This window comes from Pseudomonas sp. JAI120, from assembly GCF_014207255.1.
In the GTDB taxonomy this organism is placed as follows: Bacteria; Pseudomonadota; Gammaproteobacteria; order Pseudomonadales; family Pseudomonadaceae; genus Aquipseudomonas.
In genome coordinates this window covers 161,258-173,714 of the sequence record NZ_JACHCZ010000006.1, presented here as the reverse complement: position 1 = coordinate 173,714, position 12,457 = coordinate 161,258, and the positions used below count along the sequence as shown (strand labels likewise).

At 59.4% G+C, this 12,457-nt stretch carries 14 protein-coding genes; 10 read left to right on the top strand and 4 right to left on the bottom strand.

All coding sequences use genetic code 11. From position 1 onward, the window contains the following. The first annotated feature begins 87 nt into the window (after window positions 1-87). The 9 genes from HDC32_RS26610 to HDC32_RS26570 are packed head-to-tail and all read left to right on the top strand — an operon-like array spanning window position 88 to window position 7,552. Window positions 88-423, top strand: a complete 336-nt coding sequence (locus HDC32_RS26610) for an RAQPRD family integrative conjugative element protein (protein ID WP_145338269.1) — start codon at window positions 88-90, stop codon at window positions 421-423. Next, entirely contained in the window at window positions 420-659 is a 240-nt protein-coding gene (locus HDC32_RS26605) for a TIGR03758 family integrating conjugative element protein (protein WP_145338268.1), read from the top strand. Before HDC32_RS26610 ends, HDC32_RS26605 begins: the two co-directional genes overlap by 4 nt. A 17-nt stretch (window positions 660-676) precedes the next feature. Continuing rightward, window positions 677-1,048 (top strand): TIGR03745 family integrating conjugative element membrane protein, encoded by a 372-nt coding sequence (locus HDC32_RS26600; protein WP_115488893.1) that lies wholly within the window; start codon window positions 677-679, stop codon window positions 1,046-1,048. A gap of 7 nt (window positions 1,049-1,055) precedes the next feature. Beyond that, a complete protein-coding gene (locus HDC32_RS26595; protein ID WP_060766747.1) occupies window positions 1,056-1,469 on the top strand; it encodes a TIGR03750 family conjugal transfer protein in 414 nt (137 codons plus the stop codon). Next, window positions 1,466-2,107: a PFL_4703 family integrating conjugative element protein gene (locus HDC32_RS26590; RefSeq protein WP_145338267.1), complete on the top strand. Its 642-nt coding sequence runs from the start codon at window positions 1,466-1,468 to the stop codon at window positions 2,105-2,107. Before HDC32_RS26595 ends, HDC32_RS26590 begins: the two co-directional genes overlap by 4 nt. Beyond that, a complete protein-coding gene (locus tag HDC32_RS26585; RefSeq protein ID WP_145338266.1) occupies window positions 2,104-2,916 on the top strand; it encodes a TIGR03749 family integrating conjugative element protein in 813 nt (270 codons plus the stop codon). The genes HDC32_RS26590 and HDC32_RS26585 overlap by 4 nt, the downstream gene beginning before the upstream one ends. Beyond that, entirely contained in the window at window positions 2,906-4,423 is a 1,518-nt protein-coding gene (locus tag HDC32_RS26580) for a TIGR03752 family integrating conjugative element protein (RefSeq protein WP_145338265.1), read from the top strand. The genes HDC32_RS26585 and HDC32_RS26580 overlap by 11 nt, the downstream gene beginning before the upstream one ends. Beyond that, the gene (locus HDC32_RS26575; RefSeq protein ID WP_032871020.1) at window positions 4,386-4,802 is read left to right on the top strand and encodes a TIGR03751 family conjugal transfer lipoprotein; all 417 of its coding nucleotides are present in this window, start codon (window positions 4,386-4,388) and stop codon (window positions 4,800-4,802) included. Before HDC32_RS26580 ends, HDC32_RS26575 begins: the two co-directional genes overlap by 38 nt. After that, window positions 4,802-7,552, top strand: a complete 2,751-nt coding sequence (locus tag HDC32_RS26570; RefSeq protein ID WP_145338264.1) for a conjugative transfer ATPase — start codon at window positions 4,802-4,804, stop codon at window positions 7,550-7,552. Before HDC32_RS26575 ends, HDC32_RS26570 begins: the two co-directional genes overlap by 1 nt. Before the next feature lie 552 nt (window positions 7,553-8,104). Here HDC32_RS26570 and HDC32_RS26565 read toward each other — a convergent pair. Genes HDC32_RS26565 through HDC32_RS26555 form a run of 3 tightly spaced genes read right to left on the bottom strand, consistent with a single transcriptional unit; the run spans window position 8,105 to window position 10,608 of the window. Next, window positions 8,105-8,764, bottom strand: a complete 660-nt coding sequence (locus HDC32_RS26565; protein ID WP_145338263.1) for a class I SAM-dependent methyltransferase — start codon at window positions 8,762-8,764, stop codon at window positions 8,105-8,107. Window positions 8,765-8,803: 39 nt separating this feature from the next. Further along, window positions 8,804-9,670, bottom strand: coding sequence for a pyrroline-5-carboxylate reductase (locus tag HDC32_RS26560; RefSeq protein WP_178116797.1), 867 nt, complete (start codon window positions 9,668-9,670; stop codon window positions 8,804-8,806). Then, complete coding sequence (locus tag HDC32_RS26555) at window positions 9,670-10,608, bottom strand: DMT family transporter (protein WP_145338261.1); 939 nt, start codon at window positions 10,606-10,608, stop codon at window positions 9,670-9,672. The genes HDC32_RS26560 and HDC32_RS26555 overlap by 1 nt, the downstream gene beginning before the upstream one ends. Window positions 10,609-10,703: 95 nt before the next feature. On the opposite strand from HDC32_RS26555, the gene HDC32_RS26550 reads away from it, so the two are divergent. Then, window positions 10,704-11,660 (top strand): LysR substrate-binding domain-containing protein, encoded by a 957-nt coding sequence (locus tag HDC32_RS26550; RefSeq protein ID WP_145338260.1) that lies wholly within the window; start codon window positions 10,704-10,706, stop codon window positions 11,658-11,660. Here HDC32_RS26550 and HDC32_RS26545 read toward each other — a convergent pair. Then, the gene (locus HDC32_RS26545; RefSeq protein ID WP_145338259.1) at window positions 11,657-12,451 is read right to left on the bottom strand and encodes an SDR family NAD(P)-dependent oxidoreductase; all 795 of its coding nucleotides are present in this window, start codon (window positions 12,449-12,451) and stop codon (window positions 11,657-11,659) included. The two genes, HDC32_RS26550 and HDC32_RS26545, sit on opposite strands and share 4 nt — an antisense overlap. Between the last annotated feature and the right edge of the window lie 6 nt (window positions 12,452-12,457).

The following is a 12,457-nucleotide window of genomic DNA, read 5'->3' as shown; positions in this document are numbered from 1 at the left end:
AAATGACGCAGCGTGTTTCGTGTTTTTTACTGCTGAGCCCTAGCCGTCAGTTGGATGCTAGCCCCAATTACCAAATGGGCTACCCACATGCCAACTGTATTTTGCCGAATCTGCTGTCTGCTCCTACTGACCACGTTCAATAGTGGCAGCTATGCCGCATCTGCTCATGAACAGGATCAGTTGAGTCTGATTTTGCAGCAATTTGATGCGATCGAACATCTTGCAATACGAGCCCAGATAGCTAGTTCGACTGGATCAGTGGAGCGTTACCGCTTTGACTATCCCCGCCTAACAGAAGACATCCAGCGCATCCGCCAGGGTGTGCAGGACTATCTCTCCCCCTCCCGCGCTCAACCCCGCGACGCCACTGAGCTGGTCGGAGAATACCGTCTCGACACACCATACGCAGAGTCCTCGCCATGAGCATGACTGACGCCCAGACCGCCGCCTTTCAAAACGCTTCCGGCTTCTCGGCACAGAGCAGCTTGACACTGTGGCTGTCCTTGGTTCTCGTCCTGGCTTTGCTGTGGTGTGCCTGGGTGATGTGGACCGCTTACCGAGGTTGGGCCACCGGCAATGTGCGTTTTGGAGCCTTCGGCGGAAGCGCTGCGCGCGTACTGCTTACCTTGCTGATTTTGATGTTCTTCACCCTGTCCTAACATCGGAGATCGCCATCATGCTCAAGTGCCTTGTCCCCCTTAAAAACAACCTGCGTGATCGTGCAAGCCAACGCTTAATAGGTCTGCTGCTAGTCCTTGGTCCAGGCCTAGCTTTTGCCGAGCTACCGACCATGGAGGCGCCTTCCCGAGGCGAAGGTTCCGGATTGATCGAGACGATCAAAAACTACGCCTACGACGCCGGCATTCTACTAGGCCTGCTGATTGCCCTGCTCGCGTTTCTCGGCGTGGCTTGGCATTCCCTGACTGTATTCGCCGATGTCCAAAACCAGCGCAAGACCTGGAAAGACCTCGGCGCGGTAGTCGGTATCGGCGCCCTGTTGGTGGTGATCATCATCTGGTTTCTCACCAAGGCTGCCGCGATTCTGTGAGGTTGGCATGAACGACACTATCGAACGTCTTGCCGACGGCACTTTGGTCTTTCTGCCAGAGCGACTCAATCGTGATCCAGCTGTATTGCGCGGTTTAACCAATGATGAAATGTGGGTAGCCCTAGGCACCGGCGCCGTCATTGGCTTACTGGTGGGCATTCCTCTGGCGATCGTCACCGCCTCGATTGCCGTGGCACCGACCAGCATGATCGCAGGCATGACAGTGGTTTTATTGATCGGGGGCACACTACTGCGTCGGGCCAAACGGGCTCGTCCGGAGACCTGGTTGTACCGCAAGCTCGAATGGATACTCGCCAGCCGTTGGCGCCTGGGGCGTGGAAGTTTGATTCTCCACTCCGGTGCCTGGACAGTTCGCCGTTCGCGTCGACTGCGCCCTGCCCTGTCCCGGTGGCAGCCATGAGTCGATTTCGAAACAAGGTCGATGCCCAACAGGCTCATATCTGCAGCCTGCGTCTGGCGATAGTGATGCTCGCCCTGCTCAGCGCCGGACTATGGTATGGCTGGCGCTCAGCACCGACCGATCTGACCGTGCATGTACCCCCTGATCTGCGCTCGGGCAGCACGCGCAAGTGGTGGGATGTTCCCCCAGAGAATGTGTATGCCTTTGCCCTGTACATCTTTGGCCAACTCAACCGCTGGCCCTCGGATGGCGAGCAGGATTATCGCCGCGCCATCTATGGCTTGCAGTCCTACCTGACACCTGCCTGCAAGGCCTTCCTCGACGGCGACTACGAGTATCGCAAGGCCGCCGGCGAACTGCGTCAACGGGTGCGTGGCGTCTACGAAATTCTAGGCCGAGGCTACAGTGAAGATCCGGAACTGCGGGTCAAGCAACTCGATCGCGACAGTTGGTTGGTCACACTCGACCTCAACGCTGATGAGTATTACGCCGCCGAACCGGTGAAACGGGTGGTCGTGCGCTATCCGTTACGGGTGGTGCGTTTCGATCTGGACCCCGAACGCAATAAGTGGGGCCTTGCACTGGATTGCTATCAGGGTACGCCGCAAAAAATCTTCCTGCCTGGAGGTGAGCCATGAAGCAGATTTCTACCCTGGGACTCACCCTCACACTAATGCTATCGGGCGCTGCAGCGCAGGCCGTCGAACTGATGCACTGGGAGCGCCTACCGCTCGCGGTCCCACTGGTGATCAATCAGGAACGAGTGGTCTTTGTCGACGAAGCTGTTCGTGTCGGCGTGCCTTCCACCCTGAAGGATAAACTGCGTGTGCAATCAACCGGAGGCACACTGTACCTGCGCGCGTCGGAAGCCATTGCACCGACACGACTGCAACTGCAATCGGTCAAGACGGGCGAGATCATCCTCTTGGATATCGCGGCCACGCCTGGCGATCAACCCCTGGAGCCCGTGCGTATTCTCAAGAATGCTCCGATGCAAGCTATCGAGTCTGAATCGAGCACCGTCCCTGTTCCAGAACGTACGCCGATCCCGGCCGCTTTGACGCGCTACGCCGCGCAAAGCCTGTACGGCCCGCTGCGCACCGTCGAATCCCTGCCCGGCGTACGGCGCGTGCCGCTCAAGCTGCGCACCGAACTGCCGACCCTGCTACCGAGCGAAAACATTTCCAGCACACCCATCGCCGCCTGGCGGCTCGGTGACTATTGGGTGACGGCCGTGAAGTTGCGCAATCGAGGTACAGCGACGGTGCAACTAGATCCGCGTCAGCTTCAGGCAAAACTGTTCTCCGGGACCTTCCAGCATGCTTTCCTCGGGCCGGTCGGCAGTGCGGAAGACACCACGATTGCCTACCTCATCACTCGCGGTGCCGGCCTCGAACACGCCCTGATGCTTCCGCCCGTTGCGCGAGGTGCTGACGATGAAGGCTAACGCCTTGCTCAAATGGCTGGTACCGGCTGCGCTGCTGGGCGTGGTACTGATCATCATGAAAAGCTGGGTCGCGGGAGGCAGCACGCCTTCTCCAGAGCACCCAGTTGATCAGGGCGATATTCAATTATCTGCCGAGCAAGCCAAGTCGCTCGGTATTGCGGGCGATACCCCACGCGACACGGTCGCCACCTTGGTAGGCCAAGTGAAGGCCATGCGCAGCGACATGCTCGGTTTGAAGAAACACAATGATTCACTGCAAACGGAAAACAACCGTCTACGTGAGCGGGAAAACAGCGTCGACTCGCGTATTCAGACGGCACTTGGCAGTGTGACCCAGCAGGTAGACGAAGGCCGCCGACAAGCCAATGAAGCACGCCTCAAAGCGGAACAAGACAGTCGTCAGGCTCGCGGTCTGCTGACGCAATTACAAGAGCAGTTGTCGGGGCTGGCCGGCAAAGGCAAGGACATGCCGGTCGGATTGGGGCTTGAGCCGGGCGACAGCGCTCAGTTCGAAGGACAGCATTCTGCCAATGATGCGCTGCAGTGGATTGAGCCCTCGGATGCTCCCCCCACCGAAGCCCGAGGCGAAACCAAGACCTCCTCCACATCGAGCCTGCCTACTGCCTTCAACTCGCTGGAGGGTTTGAAGGACAATGCCATCGACCGCAGCCAGAAGCAGTTACGCGAGGTCACCAAGGGTGAGCGTGACCTGACGCGATCCGGTGATCGTACCGAAGGTGCGAAGCCCGTCTATACCATTCCCGAAAATGCGACATTGATGGGCTCGGTCGCCATGACCGCGCTGATTGGCCGACTCCCGGTGGATGGCACCGTGAACGATCCCTATCCATTCAAGGTGCTGGTCGGTCCGGAGAACCTGACGGCCAACGGCATCGACCTGCCAGAGATCGCAGGTGCCGTAATGAGCGGCACGGCATCCGGTGATTGGACGCTGTCCTGCGTACGCGGACAGGTCGAGTCGATCACTTTTGTGTTTACCGATGGCACCATCCGCACGGTGCCTCAGCCGAAAGCGGTATCCAGCCGCAATGCCTCCACCACCCAGAGCTCAAACACCGACAAGATCCGCGGTGGACTTGGTTACCTGTCCGATCCGTATGGTATTCCCTGCATCGCCGGCGACCGCCGCTCGAACGCCCAACAGTACCTCGGTAGTCAGAGCCTGATCACTGCTGCCGGCGCTGGCGTCGCCGCCCTGCTCGGGAATGAGCAAAACAACAGCAGCGTGATCAGCTCGGGCGGCAGTGCCTTCGGGGTCACTAACAACAGTGGTAATAGCGCACTGACCTCAATTCTCAGTGGTGGGGCCAGCGACATTCGAGAGTGGGTCAACAGACTGTATGGCGAAGCCTTTGCTGCCGTGTACGTACCACCGGCAGCAGAAGTCGCCCTTCACCTCGACCATGAGATCACCATCGACTACGAGCCTAAGGGCCGGAGCGTTCGCCATGAAAAAGATCCTACGTCTCTATCTGATCTGGATTAGCTTGCTCTGCTGGGTCCTGACGGGGTGTTCCACCGACAAGGACACACTTTTGCCGCATGGCGAGCAAACCATGCTGGACATCTGGAACGGCGCCGGCTCACAGGGTACTCAGCAGCAACTGTTGGATGCTCGGCAACAGTTGCGTCGCCCGTTGGCTCAAACAGATCTCTCCGCTGCGCTCCAGGAACCGTATACGCGTACAGCAGCGAATGAAATTCGCAACCTGTTCCCTCGCCTGCCCAATCCTGATTTGGTGATGTACGTGTATCCGCATCTGAGTGGTACCGAGCAGGCACCAGTACCGGGGTACTCCACCGTCTTTCCATTCTACCAACGGGTGCAGTACGCACTGCCGGGTGAACGTCAGGAAGATCTGTAATGTGTAGCAACGATGCGGGGAACCGCACTTATGCCTGGAAAGCCTGGCGCACCCCATTGCGCCCCCGCGCCACACTGGCCGATGAAGCTGCGCTCTATGCGCACAATCCCAGCTTCACCGACCACCTACCGTGGGTCGAATACCTCGACACCGAGCAGTGTTTTCTACTAGATGACAATCGCTCTGTGGGTGCGGTTTTCGAGCTACTGCCCATAGGCACCGAAGGGCGCGAACCCGATTGGCTAATGGCAGCCCGCGATGCCCTCGAAGATGCCCTGCAGGATAGCTTTGATGAGCTGGATCAAGCGCCTTGGGTGGCGCAGTTTTTCTGCCAGGACGACAACGACTTCACCCCCTACCTGACCCGGCTCACCGACTATATTCATGACAGCGCCCGAGGCACGGTTTTCACCGAAGCGTACCTGGAACTTATTCGCCGACATCTGAAAGCCATCTCCAAGCCCGGCGGCCTGTTCGAGGATAAGGCAGTCACGCGCCTGCCCTGGCGAGGAAATAACCGTCGGGTGCGATTGGTGATCTATCGCTGGCTTGAGTCTGACGGTGAGGAGGCGGGACTCAACCCAGTGCAATCGCTGCAACAAACTTGCGAACGTATCGCTGTTTCGTTGCAGGCGTGCGGGGTGCAATCGACGCGAGTCGATGGCCGAGGTTTGTATGCTTGGTTATTGCCCTGGTTCAATCCAGCCCCCAAGCTCACAGATGAATCGCCCGAAGATTTCTACAGCCGCGTGGCCTATCCAGAGTCCGGCGAAGGCGAGTCGCTGGAACTGCCCTTCGATCACGACTTTGCCGAACGGTTGTTCTTCAACGAACCGCGTTCGGACGTGCAGCATGGACTCTGGCTTTTTGATGATCAGCCCCACCGGGTCATGGTGGTAGATAAACTGCGCCGGGCGCCATTGATTGGTCAACTCACTGGCGAAATCCGCAAGGGAGACGCGGTGAATGCGCTGTTCGATCAATTACCCGAAGGCACAGTGATGAGCCTGACCCTGGTGGTCAAACCACAGGATGTACTCGAGGATCAGTTAAACCGCTTGGCACGCAAAGCCATTGGTGAAAACTTGGCTTCGACTCAGGCCCGTCAGGATGTTGAAGAGGCTCGTGCGATCATTGGCCGACAGCACAAGCTGTACCGCGGCACCCTGGCATTTTATGTGCGCGGTCACGATGAACAGCAGTTGCACCAACGCTCAGTCGGCCTGACGAACGCGCTGCTGGGTGCAGGGCTACAACCGGTGCGTGAGGGCGATGAAGTCGCCGCCTGCAACAGCTACCTGCGTTGGTTACCGATGGCTTACAACCCAGCCTGCGACACACGTAACTGGTACACACGCCTGATGTTCGCCCAACACCTGGCAAACCTCGTTCCAGTCTGGGGCCGCAGCACTGGCACCGGCCACCCGGGTATCACGCTGTTTAATCGTGGTGGTTCGCCTTTGAGCTTTGATCCGTTGTCACGTTTAGACCGGGCTATGAACGGCCATCTGCTGTTATTCGGCCCCACCGGCGCCGGCAAGTCAGCGACCCTAGTCACCTTGTTGATGCAGATCATGGCTATATACCGCCCTCGCCTATTTATCGTAGAGGCTGGCAACTCGTTCGGCCTGCAGGGCGACTACTTCGCCACACAGGGCTTGTCGATCAACAAGGTCCAATTGAAACCTGGCGCCCCGGTCAGTCTCGCCCCATTCGGCGATGCCTGGCGCTTGGTCGAACAACCAGATCAGGTGGCGAGTCTTTCCATTGATAAGTGGGATGATGAAGCAGTAGCCAGTCGCGAAGACCAGCGCGATGTTCTCGGCGAGTTGGAAATCACCGCTCGCCTGATGATCACCGGCGGCGAGGCCAAGGAAGAGGCGCGACTGAGTCGAGCTGATCGTAGCTTGATTCGCGAGTGTATTCTCGATGCGGCGCAAACCTGCGTCACCGCGGGCCGTCAAGTGCTGACCCGCGACGTGCGCCACGCCTTGCTGCGCGTCGCCTCCGACCCGCACTTGCCGGAGAAGCGTCGCGAGCGTGCACAGGAAATGGGCGAGTCCATCGACCTGTTTTGCCAGGGTTTCGAGGGTGAACTGTTCGATCGCGAGGGCACGCCTTGGCCCGAGAGCGATGTGACCATTGTCGATCTCGCCACTTACGCTCGCGAAGGCTACGAGGCACAGATGTCCATCAGCTACATCAGCCTGATGAACACCGTGAACAACCTTGCCGAGCGCGACCAGTACCTAGGCCGACCGATCATCATGGTCACCGACGAGGGCCATATCATCACCAAGAACCCGCTGCTGGCGCCATTCGTGGTCAAGGGGACCAAGATGTGGCGCAAGCTCGGCGCTTGGTTCTGGCTCGCCACGCAAAACCTTGCCGATTTTCCCACGGCTGCGCAGACCATGCTCAACATGATCGAATGGTGGATTTGTTTGAATATGCCACCCGCGGAGATTGAGGAAATCGCACGATTTAAAAAGCTAACGCCCGCGCAGAAAGCCTTGCTGCTCTCTGCCAGTAAGGAGCCGGGGAAGTACACTGAGGGAGTCGTGCTGTCGAAAAAACTTGAAACACTGTTTCGGGCCGTACCGCCCAGCCTCTATCTCGCCCTGGCCATGACGGAGCCCGAGGAAAAAGCCGAGCGCTGGACGCTGATGCAGGAAAACGGCTTCTCGGAGTTGGAAGCGGCTTACCAGGTAGCAGAGCGCATTGACAAGGCCCGTGGAATCGCTACTTAAGATCAAATAGCGTTACATCTGCATAGAGTTGGAAAGCGGTATATGGAGCCCCCAAAACCAGCGTCAAAACATCTTTGCAATCATCAATAGATGATTGACACTGGCAGCACGCGCACCCAAGGCAAAAAACGCTCCTGGCATTTCTCGCAGGCGTACTCAAGCACCCCACCGGTATAGCGGCAGCGATGATCTTGCTGCTGTGCATTGGCCTGTTAGCTGGATTACACCAAACCAATCCGCGCCCTCTTCAGTACCATGAACAAAAGTTATCCGACTAGAGCGCAGCCAACCTGACGACGCAGTGCCATGCATCAAGCGCGGGTCTGCCAATACGTTCCTGCCCGCCCTTGGCATATCGCCGCGATGTCACGTGGCCGAACTGTAAATTCGGTTCGCCAGCTAATACCAGATCCTAGAAAACCTGCCCATCAAAAAAGCTGCACCGCGTCTGTGCTATATCTCCCCAAGGCAACATTCAAGAGCAGGTTAAATTGTATTACCAAGCCGCCGTCGAGGAAGCCGCCCGTTGAGCTCATAGAAGCATGTCATCGATCAGCGTGTTTTTTCAATCACCCAATAGTCGGCGGTGTCGACGTTGATGTAGTTGCCCCGCTCAATACGCATGACCACGCGCACCTTGCCGTCTGCTAACAGGCGCTCGACATGCGCGACAAAAGGTTCATGGTCCAGGTAGCTCTGGCGCGTACTGACGATCAAGTAGCCTGGGCTGCGCGTAACACGCAGCAATTCATCGAGTGCGGTGACGGCCACATGCCCGTCGATGAACACCCCGCAGCAGACCACCAAGTCATAGTCGGCGTCGGCAATGGCGTGATTGCTCACGTTCAAGTCGACATCGGCGATGAGCCGTCCGTACGCGTTAGTCTTGCGTGCCTGTTCTATCATGCCGGCAGACAGGTCGACCCCATCGATATCGCCGTATCCGATCCCGGCCAACTGCTCCCCCACCAATCCAGTACCACACCCGGCATCCAGAATGCGCGCACTGTGCGGTCTGCCCGACTTGACCAACGCATGGGCAACCCCATCCACTAGCTTTGCGCAAACCCAATGGCCGACATAGTCCTCACCAAAGGCGGTCTCCACGTAGCCTTGCGCCCACTCATCGTAGAAGCTGCGCAGTACTTCCTTGTCACCATTGAGCTGGTGAGAAGCGGTCACCAATGCACTTTCCGTTGCCGTATGTTTCATTGTCGTTCCTCGATAGATGTCGCCTGGGTAGTTGTCGTTTCAGCTCGCCAGCCGTTGGCTGCGCGCAATGCCGGCCCGGAAGCAGTCTGATAGCGCCAAGCCTTCTCCTACGGCCTCCAGCAATGCTTCCGTGACGCCTCCTGGCGTCGTGGCGCTGAGCAGATAATCGCGCCGGGCGCGGTCGTCCAACCCCCGTGGCCTGACGGCATTGGCCCAGGCAATCACTTTGCCCCATGCCGGCAGGTTGCAGGCGGTGGCGCCGCTGGCGATGGCCTCCTGAGACACGCTCACGGCCAGGCTTTCGCAGTAGGTCAATACGATGGGCAAGCAGGGTCCATAGACGGTAAAAGCGTCGAATTCGGCCTCGGACGGCAGCTTGATCAGCTCAATCCCCAGTTGACGCAGCAGCGCATCAACCAAGCCTGAATCTGCGCCGTAACGCGCGCCGATGGCGCAGGCGTCGGCGATCGTGTCCGGGGCACTGACCATTACGCGGATGACCTGGGGTGGCGGTTGGAACAGCGACTTGATGCGCTCAACCGGCAAACCGGCAATAAACGAAACCAGCACCGTGCCAGGTTTCAGAGCCAGCCCGCTCAACGCCCGGTAGTCCTGGGGCCGTACCGTCAGCAGGATCAACTGCGACTCATCGGCGATTCGCTGGTTGGCGGCATATCGGTCTCCAAGCCCGGCCTTTTCGAGCCTGGCCTGGGCCGCGCTCGAATGCCGATTGCCGAGCAACAGGTTGGTCCTGGGCAAGCCCGCGGCAATCAGGCCTTGGGCCAGGGCGATCCCCAGGTGACCGGAGCCGACGATGCCGATGCGGGTGGACTGCACCTGGGCGCGCGTATTGCTGTCATTCATATCCATGGCGGCTTGCCCCTTGGCGGTAAGAGAAAACGGCATCACGCCTCGGACGCCAGGTGCGAGGTCACGCCTGCGCGGCGCAAGGTCAGGACCTCCAGCACGCTGACGCCGAGAATGCCGATCAGTACCAGCAAGGCCCCGCAAACAAACCATAGGTCCAGCGCGTCATTGAGCACCACCACTCCCAGGGCTACACCCGCCACCGGCGTCAACAGCTGCAGCACGGACAGGCGCGACGCCAGGTATTTGGTCAACAACCAGTACCAGCCCAGGAACGTCCCCAGCACCAGGACCAGGGTCTGGAATGTCAGGTTTGCGACCACTGCGCCGTCGATTTCAAAGGTGGAGTGCCCCATGAAAAAGGTCAACGGGAATATCAGCAGCGTTGCGATACTCACCTGGTAGAACAAAGTTTTCTCCGGCCGCGCGCTGGCCAGCGCCGACGTACGTACCGCGATGGTGGTGGCGCCCCATGCGGCGCCCGACAGCAGCCCGAGCCCGTCCCCGAGCAACGTGTTGCCCTGAGCCGCGTCACCTCGGCCCATGAAGGTAATGACGATGCCCAGGAACGCCAGCACCACGAAACACCATTGGCTGCCACTGAGTCGCTCTTCGTCGCGCAGGAAATGCAGGCCGAAACTCGCAAACAATGGGCCGGTATACAAAAACACGGTGATATGGCTGGCGCTGCTGTATCGCAGGCCTTCAGCAATGAAGATCGATTCCAGGGCCACCAGGACTCCAACCACAATGCCCGCACTAACGGTATTGTCGCCGAACAGCCCCGCGCCCTGGCGATACCACAGGTAACCGCCCAGGATCAGCGCAGAAATGGCGTATCGAATGGTCAGTTGCATCAGTGGGTCGAGCTGCGGCGCGGCAAGCTTGATCAACACCTGCTGCCCGCCCCATAACAGGCACAGGACCATCATCGTGGACACGGAAAAGACGTCGAGGGATTTGCGTGTATCGAGCATAATCATTGACCTTGAGCCACGGCAGTGAAAAACATGGGTTCAAGGCTATGCGCATCACCTCTGGCAAGTAATCGATTTTTTGCTAAGGTGCTTGCATGAAACTTAACCTGGAAAAACCTCGCCGCCTTCCCTCTCTCAGCGCGTTGCGTGCTTTTGAAGCCGCGTCTCGCTGCCGCACGCTCACTGAAGCCGCGCAGGAGTTATGCGTGACCGTGGGCGCGGTAAGCCGGCAGATCCGTCAATTGGAAGACGACCTGGGGCTCAGCCTGTTTCATCGCACCGCCAACGGCGTGAGCCTCAATGAGCCCGGCCAGCGCCTGGCCCGTGATGTGTCCAAGGCCTTTTCGCTGCTGCTCAAGGCTACCCAGGACGTGCGTCCGCAAGCCGGCACCAACATCGTGTTGACCTGTACGGTTTCCATCACCAGCCATTGGCTGAGCAAACGCCTGCCGGATATCACTGCCTGTGTCGGCGGCGCCGTTGCGTTGGCGATCGACCCGAGTTCAGAAGTGCGCAACCTCGATAATGGCGATGCCGACCTGGCGATTCGCTACAGCCCTCGCCAGCTTGCACTGAGCCATTCGGCGCTGTTGCTGCAGGACCGCTATTTTCCAGTCTGCAGCCCTGCCTACCTGAGCAGCCTTGGGCCTGTCGACGAACCGATGGACCTGGTGGGCGCGCGGTTGGTCCAGTCGCCCTGGTACCACCAGGATCGTTTGGGCAACGCGACCTGGGACGACTGGTTCACGGCCATTGCCAAGCACCCTACGCAGACGACCGCCGCGTTATCGTTCAGCGGCGTGGGCTATGCCATGCATGAAGTGGCGCAGAATGGCGGAGTGATGATCGGCAGCTCTGCGCTGCTGCAGGACGAACTGGCCGACGGACGCCTGGTCGCCGTGTTCGGCGAGCGCCATCAACTCACCTCGCCTTACGAATACCGGCTGGTCTGGACGCAATCGGCGCACCAGTCGCGCGACCAGCAGCACCTCATCAACGGTTTGCTGCGCGCCGCAGGGCAGCCGCCGGCATTCCCGGGCGCCGCAGCTTAAGCACCGGGGTAGGCTCCGCCGTCCATGTTGATGACCGCCCCCGACAAATAGGACGCCCTGGGGCTGGCCAGGAACAGCGCCAGGTCGGCCACTTCCTGAGCACGAGCAAACCGGCCCATCGGAATCAGTGCCTGTTGTTGCGCCAGGACTTGCTCAAGGCTCTCGCCACTGCGCTGAGCCATACGTTCAAGGGTCGCCTGGGTGCGCGGGGTCAGCGTGAAGCCGGGGTTGATCACATTGATACGGATGCCTTCGCGGCCATAAGCCTGCGCCAGCCCCTGTGACGTCAGGATCAGCGCCGCATTGGCCGCGCCGCCGGCGATGTGCTCAGGCATTGCCACTCTGCCGCCGATGCCGACGATATTGACCACCGCTCGCAGCGATGGCTGCGGCTGCCCCAGGAAGTGGGCGAGCACCGCATGCTGGGCGTTGATGCATGGGCAGAACTTGGCATTGATTGCGTCCAGGTAATGCGTCGGGGTGAGTTGGCCGACCGGATGCCTGGTGGCGGCACCTGCGCTGTTGACCAAGACGTTGATAGCGCCATGCCGCGCGATGATGGCGTCAATGACCGCCTGTGCCTGGTCGGCGTCTGTCAGGTCGGAGGCAAAGGCATGCACCTGCAGACCCGCTTGCTCACACTCGCGTTGCGCCTGTTCCAGCCGCGCGTGCGACCTCGATACAATCGCCACTCGGGCGCCTTCACAGGCGAATGCCTGGGCGCACGCCAGGCCAATTCCCGAGCTGCCGCCCGCGACCACTACCAAGCGTTCTTGCAGAGACAGCTCCATTCGGGC

What these genes read in the sequence shown, in the direction of transcription:
- HDC32_RS26610 (WP_145338269.1), top strand. Translation starts at nt 88, where the DNA reads ATGCCAACTGTATTTTGCCGAATCTGCTGTCTGCTCCTACTGACCACG.
- HDC32_RS26605 (WP_145338268.1), top strand. Translation starts at nt 420, where the DNA reads ATGAGCATGACTGACGCCCAGACCGCCGCCTTTCAAAACGCTTCCGGC.
- HDC32_RS26600 (WP_115488893.1), top strand. Translation starts at nt 677, where the DNA reads ATGCTCAAGTGCCTTGTCCCCCTTAAAAACAACCTGCGTGATCGTGCA.
- HDC32_RS26595 (WP_060766747.1), top strand. Translation starts at nt 1,056, where the DNA reads ATGAACGACACTATCGAACGTCTTGCCGACGGCACTTTGGTCTTTCTG.
- HDC32_RS26590 (WP_145338267.1), top strand. Translation starts at nt 1,466, where the DNA reads ATGAGTCGATTTCGAAACAAGGTCGATGCCCAACAGGCTCATATCTGC.
- HDC32_RS26585 (WP_145338266.1), top strand. Translation starts at nt 2,104, where the DNA reads ATGAAGCAGATTTCTACCCTGGGACTCACCCTCACACTAATGCTATCG.
- HDC32_RS26580 (WP_145338265.1), top strand. Translation starts at nt 2,906, where the DNA reads ATGAAGGCTAACGCCTTGCTCAAATGGCTGGTACCGGCTGCGCTGCTG.
- HDC32_RS26575 (WP_032871020.1), top strand. Translation starts at nt 4,386, where the DNA reads ATGAAAAAGATCCTACGTCTCTATCTGATCTGGATTAGCTTGCTCTGC.
- HDC32_RS26570 (WP_145338264.1), top strand. Translation starts at nt 4,802, where the DNA reads ATGTGTAGCAACGATGCGGGGAACCGCACTTATGCCTGGAAAGCCTGG.
- HDC32_RS26565 (WP_145338263.1), bottom strand. Translation starts at nt 8,764, where the DNA reads ATGAAACATACGGCAACGGAAAGTGCATTGGTGACCGCTTCTCACCAG.
- HDC32_RS26560 (WP_178116797.1), bottom strand. Translation starts at nt 9,670, where the DNA reads ATGCCGTTTTCTCTTACCGCCAAGGGGCAAGCCGCCATGGATATGAAT.
- HDC32_RS26555 (WP_145338261.1), bottom strand. Translation starts at nt 10,608, where the DNA reads ATGCTCGATACACGCAAATCCCTCGACGTCTTTTCCGTGTCCACGATG.
- HDC32_RS26550 (WP_145338260.1), top strand. Translation starts at nt 10,704, where the DNA reads ATGAAACTTAACCTGGAAAAACCTCGCCGCCTTCCCTCTCTCAGCGCG.
- HDC32_RS26545 (WP_145338259.1), bottom strand. Translation starts at nt 12,451, where the DNA reads ATGGAGCTGTCTCTGCAAGAACGCTTGGTAGTGGTCGCGGGCGGCAGC.